Genomic DNA, 20,498 nt, shown 5'->3' on the forward strand with positions numbered 1-20,498 from the left:
CCGCTCAAAAGTCGGCAATGATGGTCTGCCAGTGCGTGAAGGTGCTCTTCGGCAGGAAGGAGTACGGGGCACATCGGTAGATAGCAGCCTTGGCCCGCTTTATCGCGTTGTCCCTGGCAGCCCCCTTTGGAGCGTTCTTTGATGGCGATGTCGGGTCGTCGTCATAAAACACCGGCTCCTTGGCGACGTTGCCATCCTGCTTCAACTGAAACTGCATGCTGATGCGTGGCAGTTTGTCCAACTCGGCCTTAGCGGCGCTACGTCTCCAGCAGCCGGTCAGCCTTTCCCCAAGCTCCAAGGTCACCGCTTCCGTCACATTCCGCCAGGTGGGCGAGCGAACGTAAACCTCACGCTCCACCACAGTGCTGCCGGACTGAGCTTGTCGCTCAAACGGTGCAAACCGCACCAAAATGACCTTCCAGCGGTCATGCTTGGCTGATGGCAAGTCAACCGGAATGCAGCGTTTGACGCTCCTGATAGCGCTGTCGTGGAGGGCATCCACCGCTGGGTTATTTTTTGGCGAAGGGGTCATATCGCCTATTGGTCCCGCGCGGCTGCCATCCGCATTCAACATCGCCATGATCTCGATGGGCTCTGTATTCAGGCTCTTCACGGCACTCGCTGCAATGCGCCAGCACCCCATCAACTTTGTGCCGAACCCCTTCAGTTCCTCGTCCGTCAGTCGTGGGGATGAACTCCCTTCCGGGTTGGCAAAGACCACTGCGCCATTGAGCGTGAGTGTCACGACAAGAAGCGGGGTAGCCGCCGCGTGAGCAGGAATGACCGGTAAAATCCAAAGGGCCGCGGTTACGGCGAACGCAAGTGAACGGCGCATGCGGCCTCCAGCGGCTGGACGATATCAACATTGAATCAGGCGCCGGCCTCATTCGCAACTCCTTATGCGGCATCGCAGCACCTCTGCACGTCATAATGGTATTGACGGTAATTTAATAAGGTCTCACTCTCGCAATACCCGAAAGGGTTCATTGCAATGAAAGAAACCATAATGAAAAACCTAAAGAAACTTCTGGCCGTATCTGCGCTTGTGGTCGCCGCCAGCTCCGCCAATGCGGTAACCACTATTTGGACTCAGTACGAGAACGGCCCAAACTTCACCGTTTCCCGCGCTAAGGTCACGTCTGGAACCACCCCGGCTGTACTCGGCCCGATCAAGGTCAATCCGCGGGCCAATGTCGCCATCTCTCTCAAGGCCAGCACTCCGGTCAGCGTCACGCTGAGCAAAACGCTGAAAGACGGCACTGTCCTGGAATCCGAGGCCATTGCTGTCGGTACGTCCAACGTATCGCGCTCAATTGTGGCTCCTCTGACGTTTGAATACCTGGTCGTCAGCGCCACCACCGCTTTGTCGGCACAGAACAACGTGTCGGTAAGCCTTATTCAATCCAAATAGCTCCTCACCTATCTGGAATGGATAAACCCCCTCATGGGGGTTTTTGTTTGCCAGCGGCGTAATCCTGCGCCATGCTTTTGGTATGGCTGCACCAATATCCACATCATATACTCCAGAAGAGAAGAGCGAGATAATCACACGCATCTGCGGATTGATTATTCAATCGAGCGTGGCTCAGGCCTGTAAGCAGGCTGGTATTGCGGAATGTACGTTTTACGCTTGGGTGGCTGCTGATGATGAACTTGCCAAGGAATACGCGCGCGCAAGGAAGGCAATTGCATACAAGGACGAGAACGAAATCGACAAGCTGGCCGTAGCAGCGTCCAGCGGTGAAATTGATCCAGCCGCAGCGCGTGTTGCAATAGATGCGCGCAAATGGCTCGCCGGAAAGCGGCACCCAAAGATTTACGGCGACAGACAGGATATCAACCTCGGGGGCCAGGAAGGAAACCCCATTCAGTTAGAACAAACCCTCAAAGGCCTGACGCTTGAGGAGCTAAAAGCCATCGCCAAGCGTGGAACTGAGCAGTAGCCAACAGCGCAAGCTGGCATCAATGGCTCGCGAGGAGCTTAAACTTCGTGGCGAGATATATGAGCCATACGACAAGCAGCTGGAGTTTCACCGGCTGGGCGCCACCAAGCGGGAACGCTGCCTGTCCGCGGGCAACCAGCTTGGAAAGACGCTTGCAGGGGCTGCTGAGACCACGTTCCACCTGACAGGCATCTATCCCGAATGGTGGGAGGGAAAGCGTTTTAATCGCCCTGTGTTGGCGTGGTGCGGCGGGGTGACCGCAGAAAGCACCCGCGACGGCCCGCAGAACAAGCTGCTTGGCACCATGGGCGAGCCCGGAAGTGGCACAATCGCCACATCACTCATCACGAATGTTGCCAAAGCCAGCCACGGCATCCGCGACGCCGTGGACTTCATGCGGGTGCGGCACGTCTCCGGCGGCGAGAGTGTCCTGAACTTCAAGAACTACGCGCAGGGCCGCCAGAAGTGGCAGGCCGCCAGCGTGGACGTGGTGTGGGAGGATGAAGAGCCGCCCGATGATATCCACTCCGAGGCTCTGAGCCGCACCAACGCCACCGGCGGCATCGTCTTTCTGACGTTTACGCCCCTCATGGGCATGACCCGGCTGGTGTTCGACTTCTGGAAGAACCCGACCAAGGATCGCGCCCTGGTCTGCATGGGCATTGCTGACGCCAAGCACATCTCACCGGAACAGCGCCAGCAGATCATCGACAGCTACCGGCCGCACGAGCGCGAGGCTCGCACCAACGGCGTTCCTTCGGTGGGGAGCGGCCTGGTGTACCCGGTGGACATCAACAAGCTTCTGGTCGAGCCGCGGGAAATCCCGGCCTACTGGCCCCGCTGCTATGGCCTCGACTTTGGCTGGCACAATACGGCGGCGGTGTTCCTCGCCCATGACCGGGACACCGACACCGTATACGTGACATCGGAATACAAGCAGGGCGAGCGCACGTTGGAAGGGCACGCTCTGCACCTTCAGGGGATGGGTGCCAACTGGATACCCGGCACCTGTGACCCGGCTGGCGGACAGCGCAACCAGCAGGACGGCGAGACATTCCTGAACCGCGCCCGGCGGGTTGGGTTGAACCTGACGCCTGCCGATAACTCGGTAGAGGCGGGGATTGATGAAGTGCTGACCCGCATGCACACCGGGCGGTTTAAGGTGTTCAATACATGCGCAGCCTGGCAGCAGGAGTTTCACCTTTATGCGCGGAACGAGAAAGGCCTGATCAACAAAGAAAGTGACCACCTTATGGATGCGACGCGCTACGCGGTAATGACCGGGTTAAAGGTTGGTGCTGTACGGCGTAATAATTCCGGGGTATCGTTCAGAATGCCTAAAGTAGGGATAGTTTAGATGGCGCGTAAGGTATTGTCACAAAAGCCAATAAGAACGGACGGTGGCACTGCCGCGTACCTGAACAACCGTTTCCAGTCGGCGTATGACGCCACCAACAAGGTGCGCGAGACCCGCCGCGATATGCTGGAATACTACCGGCAGGAAATGGATCACATCCCCAGCAATGAGGGGGAAAGCCAGATCACCACCGCCGAGGTGCGCGATGTGATCGAAACCCTGCTTCCCCAGATGCTGGAACCCTTCATGACCAGCGAAGGGGCAGGGGTGTTTGAGCCGAATAATGATGACGATGTGGAGCAGGCCAAGCTGGAAACGGCCTATACCCAGCATGTGATGTTTACACAGAACCGTGGCTTTGAGCTGTTTGTGGCATGGGTCAAGGACGGTCTTTTACAGAAGAACGGCTACGTCAAAGCCTGGTGGAACACCGAGGCCAAGGTCGTGCCTGAGAGCTATCAGGGCCTTTCGCTCGATGAAGCAGACAAGGTGACTGCGGACGCCGGGAACATCCTGCAAATCGCCGTCAGGGGCTTCCTGCCCACCGGTAAGGAGATACCAAGCCTTGAAGCGCTTGCCACATTGCCGCCGGAGATGGTGCAGGCGATGACCGTCAATATCGACCTGGTGCGCGAGGATCTGAACGAGCAGGTGCGCATTGCTGCCGTCGCGCCGGAGAACATCGTGGTGGAAGAGGGATACACGAAAGTGGATCTATCCGAGGCCCGCTATGTCGCCGAACGCATCGTGGACAAGACGCGCGGCGAGCTGAAGGCCATGGGTTATGACCCGGCACTGGTGGACAAGCTCTCGACGATCTCGCCGCAGCTGGATGACCCGGAAGCGAAAGAGCGCGCCAGCAATCAGGGAACGTCAAACGATTTGGCTAGCCCGGCCCGCGGTGACGACGCCATTGTGGAGGTGCGCGAGCACTACATCCGCACCGACCTGGACAACAGCGGCATCATCAAGCTCTGGAAGGTGTGCACCGGCGGCGCCGGCAGCAGCATCGTTCTCTCGCAGGAGCTGGTCTCCCGCATTCCCTACCACGCGTGGACGCCTATTATTGCCCCGCACCAGCACCACGGGGGCTCGGCCGCCGAGCTGGTGAACGACCTTCAGGATATTCATACCGTGCTGTGGCGCCAGTCGCTCAACTCTGTCGTGGCCAGCAACCGCCAGCGGCCGGTTTTGAACGAGAACAACACCACAGAAGATACGTTCAACGATCTGATGCAGACCGTTCCCGGCCATCCCGTTCGTGTGCGCGGTAACATTGCTGACAGCCTGCAATGGACAGCACCGCCCAACACCGGGACGATGACGCTGCCAATCATGGAGTACCTGCAAGGGATGCTGGAAGCCCGCACAGGCCTGTCCAAGCAGGCGGCTGGTCTCGATTCACAGGCATTGGCAGACAGCACCAACATGATGGGCGCCATGATCATGAGCCAGAGCCTGCTGCGGGTGAAGATGATGCTGCGCACCTTTGCCGAAACCGGCGTGCGTTCGCTCATGGAGCATGTGCGCGAACTGGTGATGAAGAACGAGAAGCGCGAGCGGATGTTCGAGTTCATGGGCAAATACGTGGCCGTGAACCCCACCGACTGGCGCACCCAGCGCAACACGGTGATCAAGGTCGGCCTCGGCTATGCTGACCGCCTGGAGAAGATTGCCTCGCTCAACAGCGCATACAACGTGATGAAGGAGGTTGTCGGGTTGCAGGGCGGCGTAGATGGCCCGCTGGTGTCGCTGGAGAACGCCTACAACGTGCTGCAAGACCTGCTGGTGGCGCAGGGACTGGTGACCAAGGGCCGCTATCTCACTGACCCTGTGGCAAATCCGCCAGAGCCACAACCCCCGTCCCCAACCGCCATTGATGTGGCTGAAGCGGAACTGGTTTCCAAGAACGCCATTGAGGAAGCCAAGCTTAAAGCTGACGTGCAAAAGCACCAGACAGATACCAAGGTAAAGGTATTGGAAATCTGGTTGCAGGACGTTAGGGAACGTGAAAAGCTACAGATGCAGAGTTTCAAGACTCTGGCCGAAATTGAAAAAATGGTGACCGCGAACGATAATGAGCAGGATAGAGGCAGCCAACCAAGCGCAAACGCTGCTTAATGCCCCATTCTTTAAGGATGCCTGCGAGCGCGTTGAGCGCGACATTATTTCCCGGTGGAAACAAGCTTTAACGGCGGACAAGCGAGAGCTGGCGTGGTGCGAACTGCGCGGGCTTGAAGCCGTTAAGACCGAGCTGGCGAATATCGTCAGTTCCGGGCGCATGGAGGCTGCTGCCCAGGAAGCCAAGGCCCCTCGCAGCGGCGTAACGCAACGAAAGTAAACAGGCGTGACGAACATTAAAGAAGCTCAGACCCCCGCCGCACCAGCGGTGCAAGGGGAACGGAGCCCTGCTGTCGAGCAGCCGAAACAAATGAACGAAAGCGACGCTTTTGCCATGCTCAAGGCAAAGCGTGACGCGGCCTCCGCGAAGGCGGCTGAAGCCAGTGGCCAACCCAATGACGGTGCCGACGCGCCCTCTGCCGATGGGCAGGGAAGCGGCGAAGGAGAGCCCGAGGGAGATGGTGCGGCCGATGCTCCGGCGGATGGTGGCGGACAGGATGATGATGGCGCGGCCGGTTCCGGCGAGCCCACGTTCACCGTAAAGGTGAATGGTGAAGCTCGGCAGGTTCCGTTGTCGGAGCTGACACAGACCTATTCCTCGGCCAAACACCTTGAGGGAAAACAGCACGAGATCCTGGCGCGCGAGCGCGAGGTGACCACGCTGAAAGACCAGGTGAATGGCCTGGCCAACCAATACCAGCAGAATCTGGGTCAGCTCGCGCAGATGATCCGCCCGAACCTGCCGGACCAGAACCAACTGAGTGCGCTGCTTCATGCAGCCACCGTCGAAACCGACCCCGCAAAGCGTGCCGAGGCCAACACCCGGTATCTTCAGGGTAAGGAAGCCATTGACCGCTACCAGGCGGTAGTGGCCGAACAGCGACGCGTGCAAGCACAGCAAGATCAACAGGCCAAAGCCGAGCGTGACCAGTTTGAGGCGCAGCAGGCGGATTTGCTGAAGAAGGCCAACGCCGACTTTGCGAATCCCCAGTACGTGCAGAAGACGGTTGGTTACCTGAAGAGCCTTGGCTTTGAGGATGCGGAGCTAGCCGATTTGGCTGACCACCGCGCCTGGCTGATCGTGGACAAGGCCCGGAAGTGGGACGAGCGTAACCAGAACATCGGCAATGGCGTCCGCAAGGCCGCCAAGGAAGCGAAGGCTCTGGCTCCCTCGGGAGAAGCACCGAAGCAAGACCCGAATGCTGTGCAGAAGTTGGCCGCAAGGGATGCCTTTGAAAAGAACCCGAACGTGAAGAACGCTCTGGCTCGGCTCAAGGCCTCAAAACAACAACCCTTACGGGAATAAAACAAAATGGCTCAGCCAGCAAATACGTACGACAGCTACGACTTAACCAATGACCATGAGGATTATGCCGATACCATCAGCATGATCTCGCCCACCGACACGCCTTTTATGAGCATGATCGGTGATGCGGAGGAAGCCAGCAACACGCAGAAGGACTGGACGACAGATACCTTGGCGGCTGCTGACACAACCAACGCCCGAATGGAAGGCGCGGATGCCAGCCCGGAAGCGCTTACCCCTCCGGTACGCGTGGGCAACGTCACGCAGATCTCCGATAAAGCCTTTGTCGTGTCCGGCAGCGCCCGCGCGATTGACGTGGCCGGTGCCGAGGACGAGTACCTGCGCCAGAAGATCAAGAAGGGTCTTGAGCTTCGCCGCGACATGGAGAAAATCCTGCTCGGCAACCAGTCGGCATCCGCCGGCAGTGATGGTGCCCCAACGCGCCTGACCGGCACGATGCAGGCATGGATCAAGACCAACACCAACAAGGCTAACGACGGCACCGACCCGGTGATCACGAACGGCCTGCCGGTTGCTCGTGTTCCTGGAACGCCGCGGGCGTTTGACGCTGCTCAGATCACTGATCTTGCTGAGAAGTGCTACGACAACAGCAGCGAGTGGCCAACGGTGATGATGGTTGGCACAACGCGCCGCAAGAGTGTCAGCGAGCTGATGACCCAGAACACCATGAATAACCGGGTTGAGTTCATGGAGGGCAAGTTGGTCACCAGCGTGCGCGTCTACGAAACCGACTTCGGCGACCTCAACCTGGTCACCAACCGCCATATGGACGACGACGTGATCGCTCTGCTGTCTCCCGACAAGTGGGGCGTGTCCTACCTGAAGGGCCGGAAGTTCGTCAGCCAGGAACTCGGAAAAACGGGTGACAACACCAAGCACCAGCTCATTTCCGAGTACATGCTGAAGTGCGAAAACGAAGCAGCCAACGGTCTGATTGCTGATCTGATCGCTGCCTAAAACGGGGCGGGCAACCGCCCCCCAATTAATCAAGAAAGAATACCTATGAACAACACTAGCGATATCGCAAAGAACTACGCAAAGAATCAGACGTTGTGTGGTGCGCAGCAGTTGCAGTCCACTGATCAGTTCAGCCAATTAACGGAGGTTCTGCGCACGCTCACTATTGAATACGATAATCGCCTGACAGCGATGAAGGTTCAGGCTGAATCGCTGGATTTCGAGATTAAGCGCATTTCTGAGCAATATAAGCGCGTTCGTGCGGCCTTTGGTATGGTGGCGGATGGCGAAGGCCCTGAAAGGCCGCTTTAAATGGCCAAACCGCTACGCCTTCAGAGTGACGGGCTCATCACCAAGATCGAAATCGAGAATCTTGGTGGTGGGCGCCGCCGGGTAAACGTCACCCGCACGGAGGACGTAGAGGCTGTCCTGAAGCATGCTGCAGACATCCGCACCAGCGGCCTGCGCCATCGCCGGAACGATGCCGAGGCGATAGACCAGCAGCCATTCGCTGTTATTCCCCCAACGGTCGTATTCGAGTGGATCAAGAAGTTTGGCTTTAACGTCACGCTGTCGCCCGCGCGCAACGGCCTGACAAAGGATGAGTTTAAGGCAAAGCTTCGCGCGCTGCTCAACTCGTCGGATTACTGCAATCTTAAAACCTATAACGGAAGACTGTAAGGGTGGCCCTGGATAGCTATGCCGGTTTGAAGGATGAGATTGCGGACTGGCTGGCCAGACCTGACCTTGCGGCCAAGGTTTCGACATTCATCGCGTTGTTTGAGGCCGACCTTCGCCCGAAGGTGAGCGCGCTCGAACAGATTACCACCACCGTCATCACCACCACGCCGGGCACTGCGACGGTAAGCCTGCCTGCCACGGCCAAGGGCGTATCGGCTCTGGCACATGTTCGCGTTGGCATGCCAAAAATGACCCAGCGCTCTCCCTTGGCGCTTCTGGAAGGGCCGCGCGCCAATATCTCCGGCGCCCCGTGCGAGTTCTCATGGGAAGGCGCCAACACCGTGCGCCTGGCGCCCGTTCCCGACGGCGCATATGAGCTGCGGGCCATCTACCGGGAGAACTTTGTTCCGCTGTCGGATGCGGTCACCACAAACTGGGTGCTGGAGGAGTTCCCTAACCTCTACCTCTACGGATCTCTGGGTCACGCCAAGACCTACATGCAGGACGCTCAGATAGCCGAAATCAACACCATGTACGCCCCGGCGCTGGATGATTTCCGCCGCGAGCTGAACCGGCGGAAGCTGGTGCAGGGCTCGACGTCATTTCACCGGAAGTTCATGTAATGCAGCCCGCGCTGTCCGATATTCAGGCTATCGGGGAGTGGCGCCCGGACGTTGCCGGGCCGTTCTCACCCTACAGCAGCGTTGCGCTGAACTGCATCAGCCAGGGCTCGGATTACGCGCCATTCAATTCATTCACCGCTTACGGCGCCGACACACTGGGCGGGGTATGCCGCGGGGCTGTTGCGGTTCGCGACAGCAGCGGGAATGTCCATTTGTTTGCCGGGACGGAAACCGGCCTCTTCAAGCTGAACGGCTTCTCATGGACGGATGTCTCGCGTGAGGAGGGGGGAGCGTATGCCGTGCCGGATGGCGGCCGGTGGGTATTCACGCAGTACGGTGATCGCGTGATCGCCGCTAACTACACCGACGATACGCAGTGTTTTGACCTGGGCGTGAGCACATCCTTTGCCGCGTTGCCGAACGCACCCAAATGCCGCGCCATGACGGTGGTGAACAACTTCGTCATGATGGTCAACACATTCGATGATGAAGATGGCGCCCGCCCAAAACGCAGCCGCTGGTGCGGTCTGGATAATACCGAGGCCTGGGCGGTTTCTCCCATCACGCAGTCAGACTTTCAGGATCTGGAAGACGAGTTTGGCGAGGCGCTGGCCGTCCTAGGCTATCAGAACTACGCCATCATCCTGAAAAGGGCAGCCATCATACGGGCATCCTATGTCGGCACGCCGGGGGTATTTACCTTTGAAACGATAGTTACAAACCAGGGTACGGTGGGAGGAAACACCGTTGTGGGATGGGGTAACCGCATTTTCTTCCGTGCTGAAGATGGGTTCTGTTTGTTTGACGGCACGTCAATTATCGATATCAGCGATAAAAAGATCGAAAAGACGTTCCTGGCCGACCTCAAGCCCGGTTCAATTCCTCAGATTGCCGCTTCCATTAATCCCATGAAGAAGATCGCCACTTGGGCGTATGTGAGCAATCTGAGCCCCAACGGTCTTCCCGATAAAATGCTGGTCTACAGCTGGTCGGATCTGCGCTGGACAATCGTCGAGCAGGATGTGGCGGTGTCGTTCGTCAGCCTACAGGTCGGAAAGACAATCGAGGATCTTGGCGAGGAATACGGCAACCTGGAAGACATTCCCCTGTCGCTGGATAGCGCGGCATATGCCGGCGGCGCCACGCTGCCCGCGGCGTTCAATTCGGACGGCGTGCTCGGGTATTTCAACGGCGAGCCGATGGAGGCCACGCTGGAGTGTGTGGAAGCGCGCCTTAACCTCAATGGCCGGGCGCTCATATCCTCGATTTTCCTGGTGTCGGATGCGCCTACGGTTGACGTGAAGGTTCTCAGCCGGAACCTGCCGACGGAGGCCCACACCGAGAGTGCCAGTCTGGCGTTCAGTGCGGCTACCGGCGAATATTGCGGCCGGGTTGACGCGCGCTTTCACAAGGCGCGGTTCACCTTGTCAGGGGCCTGGAGTTACGTGCGTGGCCTCCAGTTCAGGGCCAAGGCAACGGGGATGCGCTGATGCAGCTTTCCCTGACGGTTCGTACCGATAACAGCCCGGATTATGTCCGCAGCCTGGCCGACAACCTGAAGCGCCTGTTCGACTACGCGCGCCCCTACATCGTCACGGCGAGCGGTGACCACACCATCACCGCGAGCAACGAGTGGGTGGTGGTCGATGCCAGTGGCGGGGCCGTGCTGGTGACCCTTCCGGCCGCAAAGGATTTTGCCCGCGACGTGGTGGCGGTGGTGCGCACCGATGCCAGCGGCAACACGGTCACCATAGCGGCTGCGGACGGGGAGGCGGTGAATGGCGCTGCCAGCGTCACTCTGGCAGGGGGCTATTCAGTCAAGCATCTGGTCAGCACGGGGGTGGAATGGATTGGGGTGTAACCCTTCATGGACTACTGCCGCATGAGCTGGATGCGCTCTGGCCGCAGTTCTGGGAACTTTTGTCCAAGGCCAACGAATTTGATCCCGCGGTGCAGATAGAAAAAGAAGCCACCTTCAAAGCATTATCCCGGAATGAGGTTGTTGGTTTTTACGCTCTTGATGGTGGCCACATGAACATGGCGGTCACATTGGAGATAAAGGAAACGCATCGGGGGCGTGTCGCCGAGGTAACAGCTATCGGCGGCGAGGATATGCCGAAGTGGATAAAAGGAATTGACTTAATTTCTGCTTGGGCAAAGAGTAAGGGCTGTGAATACCTTCAGGCATCTGGCCGCTGTGGTTGGGAGCGTGTCCTGAAAGATAAGGGTTTTCGCAAGGTGGCGATAACGGTGGAGAAAGCTTTGTAGAGTGACTAGCGGCAAGAGCAAGACGCAGACTACGACCTCCACGACGGCGCCGCCTTCGTGGATATCTGATCAGCAGAAATTTGCTCTGGATGAAGCGCGCTCACTCTATGACCAGGGCGCGCCTGCTTTCTACCCCGGCCAGACCTATGCTGACCTGTCGCCGGAGACGCAGCAGGCCATGGATATGACCGTGGCGCGTGCCACAAACGGAAGCCCGGTGGTCGATGCTGCCCAGACCAACATCACGGATACGCTCAACGGAACGTACCTGAACGGCAACCCCTACCTTTCCGGCGCCATCGACGTTGCCAACAGGGGCACCGTGAGCAATTACCAGAGCAGCGTGTTTCCCACTATCGCAAGCGGTAGTGCGCGCTCTGGCCGATACGGCTCCGGCCTGTATGCCAATGCCCAAGACCAGGCCCGCGAAACGCTGGCGCGCCAGCTTTCCGATAACGCCACCACGATGTCGTACAATAACTACAATCAGGAGCGGCAGAACCAGCTGTCAGCTGCCGGGTTGGCTCCCGCATTGGCTGCGCAGGACTACACAGACATTGCGGCACTTGGCCAGGTAGGGGCCAAGAATGAAGCGCAAACGCAGAAGGGCATAGATGAGAGCGTTGCCCGATACACCTACGATGCGAATGCGCAAGGTGAAGCACTGAACCAGTTCCTACAACGTCTTGGTATCCTGACGCCAGGTGCGGGTTCCACAGTTACAAATACACAACAGGTTCCAAAGAGCGATGCGCTCGGCCAGATAGCCGGGTTGGCACTGACCGGAGCAGGTTATTATTTCGGAGGCCCCGCTGGTGGCGCCGCAGCCGGTACTGCATCTCAAGGCCTGTTCGGTGGTGGCGGCGTTCCGGGTACTGGAAGCGCAGGCGGGTGGAACTCGCAACCGATGTCCGACTCCTTGTCCAGGGCTTATGGGATCAACTGGAACTCGCAACCGATGTCCGACTCCTTGTCCAGGGCTTATGGGATCAACTGGGCATAATGGGCATCCTTGATCTCCTTTCGGGCCAACCACAGAGCGGCGTTCTCCGCTACCTGTCGCTGCCGCAGTCTCCAGAGCCACCGGTTGCCGCAGCACCGGCCACCCAGCAGCGCACCAATCCGATTTTGGAAAGCCCGACGTTCGCCAACTCGCTGACGCGGCTTGGCCTAAACTTGATGGCCGCCAGTTCGCAGCCTGGCGCCACCACGCTTGGCGCATTCGGGCAGGCTGGCAGCGCAACGCTTGGGCAGCTTGACCAGATCCGCCAGCAGGGTCTTGAGAACCAGCAGCGCCAGCAGCAGGTGGATGCAATGACGGCTGAGGCACAGCGCAATGCACAATATGGCGTGCGGAGCAGCGGGTTTGAGGGCGATCTTGCCCGTGCCATGCAGGTGCTGCGCGATCCCGCATCCAGCGCCCGCGACAAGTCCATTGCGCAGTCGGTGGTTGATACGGCTTCGCGCCTTTCTCCAACCTTCAACAGCACGACTGGCGCGTTCGTGAACCTGCCGAAAGCAATTCTTCCCGGTAACCAGCCATATCAATCGCCCACTGGCGCTGGTGCAGCCCAGGGCGTGCTGCCACCGCCCAACGCGGCACCATTGCCGGATGGCCAAGTGCTTATGCCGCCGCCAGCACAGGGGCAGGTGCCAGACGCTGGCATGTTCGATTACCAGGGCACGCCTAAGACCCGCGCGTCTCAGGCAGAAGCGGTCACCAGCGGCATTGCCAAGGTCGATACCGACACATTCGGTGAAATTGCCGGACAGACAAAGAAGCTCTCCGACCTGGTGCCTGAGCTGCAACGTGTGCGCTCGCTGGCCAAGAACACGAAGCTGGGCGGAACCGGCGCCGCCCGCCTGGCCTTTGGTAAGGCCCTTGGCCTCAGCGATAACGAACTTGCTGGAATGTCCGAGGCGGAAACCATCCAGTCCATCGCTTCCCGGCTGGCTCCGGCCATGCGCACGCCCGGCAGCGGCTCCAGCAGCGACACTGACGTGCAGATGTTCCTAAACAGCCTGCCGAGCCTCTGGAACTCGCAGAACGGCATCGACAAGATCGTGGACGGCTACGAGCGCATCCTGGATCGCCGGAAACAGGAAGAGAAGATTGCCTGATCCGAGACCATTTTCTGGACCGCCGGAAGCTGGAGTTTCCGGCCTGCTTCACGGCGGTGGGCTGGCTACGCCGCCGGGGTTCTGCAACGCGATCGGGGGCTTGTGGCCGATGGCCCCGTGCGGCCGATCCTCGTTGTAGTATCTGAGCCAAGTCTCCATCTTTTCGGCCGCGTCCGCAAGCGTCAGGAACCAGTGCGTGTTCAGGCACTCGCTTCGGAAGCGGCCGTTGAATGCCTCGATGAAGGCGTTGTCGGTGGGCTTTCCCGGCCGGGAGAAGTCCAGCGTCACCCCCTTCGCATAGGCCCACAGATCGAGGTCGCGGGAGATGAACTCCGAGCCCTGGTCGACACGGATCGTGCGTGGATAGCCCACCTTGGCGCAGACCCTTTCGAGGGTCGCGACCACGTGCTCGGCCCGATAGCTGAAGCGCGGATCGACCACCGGCGAGAAGCGCGAGAAGGTGTCGACGACCGTCAGCACGCGGATCTTGCGGCCGGTGGCGAGCTGGTCATGGACAAAGTCCATGGCCCAGACATCGTTCGGCCGGGTGGCCGGTGCCCGGTCCTCTCTCAGCTTCGCCTTGACCCGATGCTTGGGCGTCTTGTTGCGCAGCTTTAGGCCTAACTCATTATAGATCCTACGGGTTCGCTTCTGGTTGATCATCCAGCCCTCCCGGCGCAGCAGCACCTGCACGCGCCGATAGCCATAGCGGACACGGGTTTCGCAGATCGTCTTGATGCGGGCCGCCAACGGGGCCTGGTCGGGCCGGCAGGATCTATAGTGGTAGGTGGACGTGTCGAACTCCAGGGCCGCACAGGCCCGGCGGATCGACACCTGCCACTCGCCACACATCATGCCGACGAGCTCGCGCTTGCGACCAGGCCTCAGATTTTTCGGCGGACGATATCCTGCAACATCTCCCGGTCGAGCGAGAGGTCGGCGACGAGCTTGCGCAGCTTCGTGTTCTCATCCTCGAGCTGCTTCAGCCGCCTCATCTCGAGCGGGGCGAGCCCCTCGTATTTTTTCTTCCAGTTGAAGTAGGTCGCCTGGCTGATCCCGGCCCGCCGGCAGATATCCGCCACCGGCACGCCGTCTGCTCCCTGCTTCAGGATGAACGCCTTCTGCGCGTCCGAAAACTTCGATGCCTTCATCGTCTTCCGCTCCTCCCAGCCAGGGGATTTTGACGCGGAAAACTCCACCTTCAAACGGTCCAGTTTTCGGGGATCAGATCATGCCCGCCGCCTTCTGCGCTCTGACAACAGCCTGGAGGGATTTTACGACGAAACCGCCAAGCTTGGCCCGATCTTCAAAGAGAACGAGCTGCTTACCCCGGCGGCGTCCTCCACATCGGCCACAACACCGTCCGCACGCGTGCTGAAGTTCAATCCCACCACCGGGAGGGTTGAATAGTGCAAGTGCAGCTCCCGAACGGGGATATCGCGGAATTTCCCGATAGCATGGCGCCGGCCGATGTCGAGGCCGTGTTGCGCCGTCAGTTTGGTGGCACTGGCACGGCGGAGGATGTTGCCAAATCAGCTGCAAGTGGCGTCGGTATCGGCGCAGGGATGTTCGCCGACGCGCTGAACCCGGTAAACTGGGCGCGTGACCTTGTGGGCAACACGCAGGCGCTGGTGACGGGCGATTTTTCAACGGCAGCACCATTCCGCGGGCCGTCTTCCCCGGCTACCGAAGCCATGTCCTCGCTGTATCAACCCCAGACCAAATCGGGCGAGTACGCCCAGTCCATCGCCACAGGTGCCACTACAGGGGCAGTTGGCGGCCTTCCCGGCATCCTCACCAGGGCTATTGGTGCAGCCGGTGGGCAAGCCGGTGGCGATGCTTCTGCAGCAACTCTTGGGGAGTGGGCGCGCCCTTACGGGGGACTGGTAGGCGCTCTATTGGGCGGTAAAATTGGCAGTTCTGCTTACAACGCCACCAGAAATGCGTTCACGCGCCCGGTGGAAACAGCGCGTTCATCGGTGGATGCCAGAGCGAAGGCCGCATATGAGGCAGTTGACCAGTTCGGCGCTCGGATCTCTCGGAAAGCGGTTGGCCAGTTTGCCAACAGCGTGAAAGAAGGCCTGAAGCGCGAGGGATACGTTGAAAGCGCACCGGAATATGCGGCGATCACGCGCAAGCTGAACGAGTTGAAAGCCAAACCTCAGACCGATCTGACCCCGGCTGGCTTTGACGCTTACATGAAGGGCCTCGATGACATTGCAGGGGGCACGACAGAGAGCGCCCGGCTGGCGGGTCGGCTGAAACAGCAGGTCAACGGCTTCCTGGACAACATCACTCCTGCACAGATGCGCTCAGGCACACCGGAAGATGCGCAGCTTATTTCTGCCGCCCGCTCGGCCTGGCGGGACAAGCAAGCCTTTGGACTGGCCGATGATGTAGAGCGGCAGGTTCGCCAGCGCGCACCAGGCACGACGAAGCAGACCCGTGCGCGGGATGTTTTTCGCGGCATAGCTGATGATGAACAGCAGATGTCCTATCTACGCCCTCAGCAGCGCCCCGCTGTCGAGCGCGCAGCCACCACCACCGGGGGCGAACGCGCGTTGCGTGAGGCGGCAAAGCTATCGCCGAACCGCCTACTTGGCTTCGGTGCCGCGGGTGGGGCGATGGGTTCCGCCGCGGCCGGGGCATTCAATCCCGCTTTCCTGATACCTAACGCCATTGGATTGGCTGCGGAGGCTGGCTATCGCGGTTCGGTAAACCGCAGCACCAATGCCGCCCTGAATTCCCTCCGGCAGATACAGCCCGCTCCCGGCTATGCATTGCCCGGCGGAACGATTGGAGTGGCCGCAAGCCAATCTCCCGACATGAATGAATATGCTGGGCTTTTACGGTTTCTGTTCAACGATAATGAAAGCCTGACAGGTGAATAAGTATGCACTGTTATTGTGGACTGCCCTTGTAGCGACATTGGCCGTACCGTCTTTTGCCGACGGCCTCGCTGATTACTCGACCAGCCCTGGCAGCAACGTATTTCTGTTTCCTGAGCCAATGCCCGCCGGTCAGGTGAACGACGCGGCCCGCCAGCTCATGGCGGACGTGCGTGGGTTCTACCAGGCACCTCAGTGGATTGACCTCGGGCTGGCGCCAACGCAGCTCAACAGCAACACGTTCCTGGTTGCTGGGGACCGCACCAGCTTTTTCCCGGCTGGGCGTCGCATAAGAGCCGACGATATCCTGACCTATTACGGAACCGTCAGCAGCAGCATTTACAGCGCGCCGAACACGTCGGTGGAGCTGAAAATGGACAGCGGTGACCTTACGTCATCGCTGGAGAGAATTTACGTTGGGTTAGTTGATGGCCAGAGCAAGCCAATACCTGCAAGCGCCATCAGCGGCTCTCTTGTCAGTGTGGGTCTTGAGGCACCTGCCACGTTCGCAGTAAGCCGCACGCCGGTCACGTCGAGCGATACCATCTCGCTCACCTGGGTAGCACAGCCGAGCAGAACCGTTTTAGCAGGCCCAATTACTGGGGTAAGTGCAACGCCGAATTTTAGAGAGCTGACAAATACAGATACTCCATATCTGCCATTTGGAAGAATGATTGTTTTTACAACATCGTCGACTGACTTTGTTCCTTCAAGCAGCCTGGTATACGTAAAGTTATGGGGCGGCGGCGGCGGTGGTGGTGGGTCTAATGCCACGAACGTACAGGGCGCAGGTGGAGCGTCCGGACAGTTTTCAGAAGGGTTTTTGACAGTTACGCCAAATGTGTCGCTAACCGTTGTCGTTGGAAACGGTGGCGCTGGTGGTAGTACGTCTGCCGGAGCGGGCGCCCAAGGTGGAACGTCTAGTGTAGTAGGGGCCAGCATGACGGTCAGCGCTTCCGGCGGTAATGGCGGAAGAGGAGCGCCATCAGGTAATGCGAGTTGGGCTGGTGGATCTGGAACAATTATTGTGAATAGCGGATTTAATGATATTGCTGGTGTTGCTGGAGCTAACGGGCTTACGGGACCTAATGGAGCCTATCCAGGCGGATTTGGAGGTAATGCTCCTTCAGGAGGATCGGGTGGATCCAATCCTAGTTTATTTTCTGGGCAATCTGCGGGAAGTAATGGTAGCGAACCGGGCGGGGGAGGGGGCGGAAGCTTTGGTACATCACGAGCGGGTGGCCAAGGTGCAAATGGTCGTGTAATTATATACTATCCATAGTCCATTTTAAACAAAGACCTAGATATGCAGCAGTTGAAGCGACGATTCATTCAGTGGCTTAGAGAATGGATTATATTCACAAGCTCTGTATCCAATATGTGGATGCATGCATAATGAGCCGTGATGTTCGCCTTGACCGTCTTGAGAACAAGCTAGATACGGTAGTGGACACGCTCACGCGGCTTTCCACGCAGTTCGACGGGGTTCCAGTCCGCATTCGCTTGCTGGAGGATAAAGCGCTCCAGTGGGAAACCGGGCGGCGCATGTCGCTTTGGTTTCTAGGGGTGGTCGGAAGCGTCGCTGGCGCGATTGGGGCAGCTGTCGGCTGGTTTGTAAAGCTGGTCGCTACGAACGCCTAGGCCATGGACTGGAACGACATTCAGCACTTCAAAGTCGGGGAGTTTGACAGCTCCGATCAGCCTGGTTCTGGCCAGAAGATGGTGCTGTCCTTCGTGGCCAAGCTGGACGCGCTCAGGACGCTTTGGGGCCGTCCGATGCGTGTCACGTCAGGCTACCGGACGAAAACACACAACAGAGCCGTTGGCGGCACCGCCAACAGCGCTCACCTGCGGGGCAGGGCGGCGGACATTCACATTATGCCGGAAGACCAAGCAGCGTTTGCAAAGCTTGCCCGGCAGGTCGGTATGACCGGTATCGGATATTACCGCAGCTGGGTTCATCTCGATGACATGACCCTTGCCGAGGGTTACTCACGCCCAACGGAATGGCCTGGCAGAGGAAGGTCGGGTGAATAGTGGACGGCTTTTTAATTGCGTGAAATAATAAGAATAACGAAAGGGTAAATAGGTGGATGACGTTAAAGGTATTTTGCAAAGCCGTACAGTCTGGTCGGCGCTTGTGAGCGTGTTGGCAATTTTGGCCAGCAAGGCAGGCTACACCATCGTTGAGGCTGATCAGGCGATGATTGTGGATGCAATTGGCACGCTGGTGGCCACTGTGGGTGCCGTCGCGGCAATTGTGTTCCGCGCCAAGGCTACCAAGGCCATTCAATAGTGAAAGAGCTGCTGGCGGCGCTGGGTGCGCTATGGGCGGCGATAAAGGATTACATCCCGCAACTGGTGGCGTTTTTGGTCGGCCGGGAGTGGGAGAAGGGAAAGCAGGCACGGGAGGCACTGAGTGATGTTGAAAAGGCTGCCCGTGCTGCTGCTCGCGTTGAGCTGCTTGCTCATAATGATGTCATGCGCGAGCTTAAGGAGCGAGGCCTCATCCGCGTGTCTGACATACGCGATGAACCGTCCAACCGTGGCCTCGACGGATAGCCCCAATACGCTGCGGGCGGTTCTGAAACTTGACGCAGCGATGGAAGCTGCATGTCATTAGTTCTGCTGTTGGACGCACTCTGACTGGAGCTTGTTAAAAACTTGGCGTCCTGTATGGGAAAATGAGGATTTTATCTTTGAGTTGAATACTTCGACCGAAAACTCATCGCCTTCAAAGGTTTTAAATCGGTTCTCAAATTCAATAACCCCATCGTAAGTGTCTGTATCGTTAGGGTCTGTCCAGTACCAAGTGCTATTTGAATCGGTCTGGGCGCGACATTTCATAATAAATTCCACAAACCGATCTCCAAACTTAACCGTAGCTAAATCAACCCCATAGAGTTTGTTCTGGTCTGTGGCGCAATAGCTATTAAGTCCGGGCGATAGGAAAAAATAACTTCTCCTATTGGCTACACTTTGGTCTGCGTTGCAAAACATTCCGAATGTCAGTTTTGGACCATAATCCCACAAACTGTAGACCGCAACGGTCTTTGAGCCGTCCGCAGACAGGGTGGACTGCCATTCAGGACGCGTTCCCTGAGCGTGAGCTTGGGCACATGCAAATAGGACGCTTGCAACGATAAGGGCGGTTTTCATAGCGGTGTTCCCATTGACGCGTGTGGGTAACATACGACGGATTCAGCGTCACGATGCTGAACAGCAAGAAGCCCGCCATGTGGCGGGCTTCAGCTCAGAACGGGATAGCGTCGTCCATCGCGATGGATGGCTGTGGCGCGCCGTGGTGTGATTTCTCCACCTCCGGCGTTTCCTCCTGCTCGGCATAAAATGCCTGTTCCCACATGAAGTCCGTGGCCTGCGACGCATGGGACGCCGCGCGGAAGATCGCCTGGTTGTCGCCCTTCAGCACCTTTAGCCAGTTCTCGATGTAGGCGGAGCTGCGGAAAGAAGGCGGGATGCCAATCCTGGCGGAGGTGAACGCGCTGCCCAGTTCCGCCACCAGCTCTTCGGCAGCGTAGGCCTCACTGCCAAACCGGCCAGACAGATTGCGGTTCAGCCGTTCTTTGTGGCCGCTGGCGTGGATTACCTCGTGGAAGAAGGTGCCCCAATAGGCATCCTCGTCCTCGAAACTGCCAAAGGCCGGAAGCACGATCTGGTCGCGCTGCGGGTAGTAGGCCGCCTTGTTGCCGCCGTGGACGACGGTGACGCCGCAGTCCTTCTGGTACTGCAAAGCCTCGTCACGGGACTGCTCGATGTCCGAAGGGCCGGGAAGCCGCTCGTACTGCGGAGGCACGTTCTCAAGCTGCGCCTGGTTGAAGACGTAGTAGCTCTTAAGAATGGTGCTTTGCTTCTTCTCGCCGGTCTGTTCGTCCTCCTTTTCCACCCGTTTGACGAACACCACAGGTGTTGCCTTCTCACCCTTCCGGACGCGGGCCTTCATTTCGTTGGCCTGCTGGAAAGTGCACCAGCCGTGGGTGGGGTAGCCCTTGTTCTGGACTTCGCACCACAGGATGAGGGTGTTGATGCCGGAATACGGCCGGGCGGTAACGAGATTGGCCGGAATAAGGAGAGTGGCGTCTGATTGGCCAGACCACGGACGTACCCATGGGACGGTTCCTTTCTCCAGTTCGTTGATGATACGCTGCGTTACAGACGCATAGAGTTCTGCCGTCTTCATGATGAAGAAGCCTC

The 20,498-nt window shown here is 58.6% G+C and carries 24 protein-coding genes; 20 read left to right on the forward strand and 4 right to left on the reverse strand.

What is annotated here, in order from left to right; all coding sequences use genetic code 11:
• Positions 1–4: 4 nt before the first annotated feature.
• Complete coding sequence (locus tag ACP2AH_RS18835; protein WP_425107208.1) at positions 5–835, reverse strand: hypothetical protein; 831 nt, start codon at positions 833–835, stop codon at positions 5–7.
• A gap of 156 nt (positions 836–991) precedes the next feature.
• Here ACP2AH_RS18835 and ACP2AH_RS18840 point away from each other — a divergent pair, with 156 nt between their 5' ends.
• The 14 genes from ACP2AH_RS18840 (at position 992) to ACP2AH_RS18905 (ending at position 13,398) form a co-directional block, all read left to right on the forward strand.
• Complete coding sequence (locus ACP2AH_RS18840) at positions 992–1,411, forward strand: hypothetical protein (protein WP_425107209.1); 420 nt, start codon at positions 992–994, stop codon at positions 1,409–1,411.
• 43 nt (positions 1,412–1,454) lie between these two features.
• Positions 1,455–1,943: a transposase gene (locus ACP2AH_RS18845; RefSeq protein ID WP_425107210.1), complete on the forward strand. Its 489-nt coding sequence runs from the start codon at positions 1,455–1,457 to the stop codon at positions 1,941–1,943.
• A gap of 22 nt (positions 1,944–1,965) precedes the next feature.
• Complete coding sequence (locus ACP2AH_RS18850) at positions 1,966–3,300, forward strand: terminase large subunit domain-containing protein (RefSeq protein ID WP_425107211.1); 1,335 nt, start codon at positions 1,966–1,968, stop codon at positions 3,298–3,300.
• Positions 3,301–5,421: a portal protein gene (locus ACP2AH_RS18855; protein ID WP_425107212.1), complete on the forward strand. Its 2,121-nt coding sequence runs from the start codon at positions 3,301–3,303 to the stop codon at positions 5,419–5,421.
• A gap of 310 nt (positions 5,422–5,731) precedes the next feature.
• Complete coding sequence (locus ACP2AH_RS18860; protein WP_425107213.1) at positions 5,732–6,727, forward strand: hypothetical protein; 996 nt, start codon at positions 5,732–5,734, stop codon at positions 6,725–6,727.
• Positions 6,728–6,733: 6 nt separating this feature from the next.
• Entirely contained in the window at positions 6,734–7,705 is a 972-nt protein-coding gene (locus ACP2AH_RS18865; RefSeq protein ID WP_425107214.1) for an SU10 major capsid protein, read from the forward strand.
• Positions 7,706–7,750: 45 nt separating this feature from the next.
• Positions 7,751–8,017 carry a hypothetical protein gene (locus ACP2AH_RS18870; RefSeq protein ID WP_425107215.1) on the forward strand — a complete coding sequence of 89 codons (267 nt, stop codon included), beginning with the start codon at positions 7,751–7,753 and terminating at the stop codon, positions 8,015–8,017.
• Positions 8,018–8,386 (forward strand): hypothetical protein, encoded by a 369-nt coding sequence (locus tag ACP2AH_RS18875; RefSeq protein WP_425107216.1) that lies wholly within the window; start codon positions 8,018–8,020, stop codon positions 8,384–8,386.
• Positions 8,387–8,388: 2 nt separating this feature from the next.
• Entirely contained in the window at positions 8,389–9,009 is a 621-nt protein-coding gene (locus ACP2AH_RS18880) for a phage adaptor protein (RefSeq protein ID WP_425107217.1), read from the forward strand.
• Entirely contained in the window at positions 9,009–10,499 is a 1,491-nt protein-coding gene (locus ACP2AH_RS18885) for a hypothetical protein (protein WP_425107218.1), read from the forward strand. The genes ACP2AH_RS18880 and ACP2AH_RS18885 overlap by 1 nt, the downstream gene beginning before the upstream one ends.
• Entirely contained in the window at positions 10,499–10,870 is a 372-nt protein-coding gene (locus ACP2AH_RS18890) for a hypothetical protein (protein ID WP_425107219.1), read from the forward strand. Before ACP2AH_RS18885 ends, ACP2AH_RS18890 begins: the two co-directional genes overlap by 1 nt.
• Complete coding sequence (locus ACP2AH_RS18895) at positions 10,855–11,277, forward strand: hypothetical protein (protein WP_425107220.1); 423 nt, start codon at positions 10,855–10,857, stop codon at positions 11,275–11,277. The genes ACP2AH_RS18890 and ACP2AH_RS18895 overlap by 16 nt, the downstream gene beginning before the upstream one ends.
• A gap of 1 nt (position 11,278) precedes the next feature.
• The gene (locus tag ACP2AH_RS18900; protein ID WP_425107221.1) at positions 11,279–12,280 is read left to right on the forward strand and encodes a hypothetical protein; all 1,002 of its coding nucleotides are present in this window, start codon (positions 11,279–11,281) and stop codon (positions 12,278–12,280) included.
• The gene (locus ACP2AH_RS18905; RefSeq protein WP_425107222.1) at positions 12,280–13,398 is read left to right on the forward strand and encodes a hypothetical protein; all 1,119 of its coding nucleotides are present in this window, start codon (positions 12,280–12,282) and stop codon (positions 13,396–13,398) included. Before ACP2AH_RS18900 ends, ACP2AH_RS18905 begins: the two co-directional genes overlap by 1 nt.
• A 48-nt stretch (positions 13,399–13,446) precedes the next feature.
• Here the strand turns inward: ACP2AH_RS18905 and ACP2AH_RS18910 are convergent.
• Positions 13,447–14,549, reverse strand: a protein-coding gene (locus ACP2AH_RS18910) for an IS3 family transposase (RefSeq protein WP_425104891.1) whose coding sequence is annotated in 2 segments (ribosomal slippage) — positions 13,447–14,288 and positions 14,288–14,549 — 1,104 coding nt in all. Because the reading frame shifts where the segments join, the coding sequence is not laid out codon by codon here.
• 306 nt (positions 14,550–14,855) lie between these two features.
• On the opposite strand from ACP2AH_RS18910, the gene ACP2AH_RS18915 reads away from it, so the two are divergent.
• The 6 genes from ACP2AH_RS18915 (at position 14,856) to ACP2AH_RS18940 (ending at position 18,848) form a co-directional block, all read left to right on the forward strand.
• Complete coding sequence (locus ACP2AH_RS18915; RefSeq protein ID WP_425107223.1) at positions 14,856–16,289, forward strand: hypothetical protein; 1,434 nt, start codon at positions 14,856–14,858, stop codon at positions 16,287–16,289.
• On the forward strand, positions 16,282–17,568 hold the full coding sequence (locus ACP2AH_RS18920; protein ID WP_425107224.1) for a hypothetical protein: 1,287 nt from the start codon (positions 16,282–16,284) through the stop codon (positions 17,566–17,568). Before ACP2AH_RS18915 ends, ACP2AH_RS18920 begins: the two co-directional genes overlap by 8 nt.
• Before the next feature lie 65 nt (positions 17,569–17,633).
• Positions 17,634–17,927: a hypothetical protein gene (locus ACP2AH_RS18925; protein ID WP_425107225.1), complete on the forward strand. Its 294-nt coding sequence runs from the start codon at positions 17,634–17,636 to the stop codon at positions 17,925–17,927.
• Positions 17,928–17,930: 3 nt separating this feature from the next.
• On the forward strand, positions 17,931–18,323 hold the full coding sequence (locus ACP2AH_RS18930; protein ID WP_425107226.1) for a D-Ala-D-Ala carboxypeptidase family metallohydrolase: 393 nt from the start codon (positions 17,931–17,933) through the stop codon (positions 18,321–18,323).
• 52 nt (positions 18,324–18,375) lie between these two features.
• Positions 18,376–18,582: a hypothetical protein gene (locus ACP2AH_RS18935; RefSeq protein ID WP_425107227.1), complete on the forward strand. Its 207-nt coding sequence runs from the start codon at positions 18,376–18,378 to the stop codon at positions 18,580–18,582.
• Positions 18,582–18,848: a hypothetical protein gene (locus ACP2AH_RS18940; protein WP_425107228.1), complete on the forward strand. Its 267-nt coding sequence runs from the start codon at positions 18,582–18,584 to the stop codon at positions 18,846–18,848. The genes ACP2AH_RS18935 and ACP2AH_RS18940 overlap by 1 nt, the downstream gene beginning before the upstream one ends.
• A 57-nt stretch (positions 18,849–18,905) precedes the next feature.
• Here the strand turns inward: ACP2AH_RS18940 and ACP2AH_RS18945 are convergent, their stop codons facing one another.
• Together ACP2AH_RS18945 and ACP2AH_RS18950 are read right to left on the reverse strand one after the other, a co-directional pair.
• Positions 18,906–19,445, reverse strand: coding sequence for a hypothetical protein (locus tag ACP2AH_RS18945; RefSeq protein ID WP_425107229.1), 540 nt, complete (start codon positions 19,443–19,445; stop codon positions 18,906–18,908).
• Between the two features lie 94 nt (positions 19,446–19,539).
• Positions 19,540–20,484, reverse strand: a complete 945-nt coding sequence (locus ACP2AH_RS18950) for an ArdC family protein (protein ID WP_425107230.1) — start codon at positions 20,482–20,484, stop codon at positions 19,540–19,542.
• Between the last annotated feature and the right edge of the window lie 14 nt (positions 20,485–20,498).

It is taken from the genome of Ancylobacter sp., from assembly GCF_965249975.1.
Classification (GTDB): Bacteria; Pseudomonadota; Alphaproteobacteria; order Rhizobiales; family Xanthobacteraceae; genus Ancylobacter.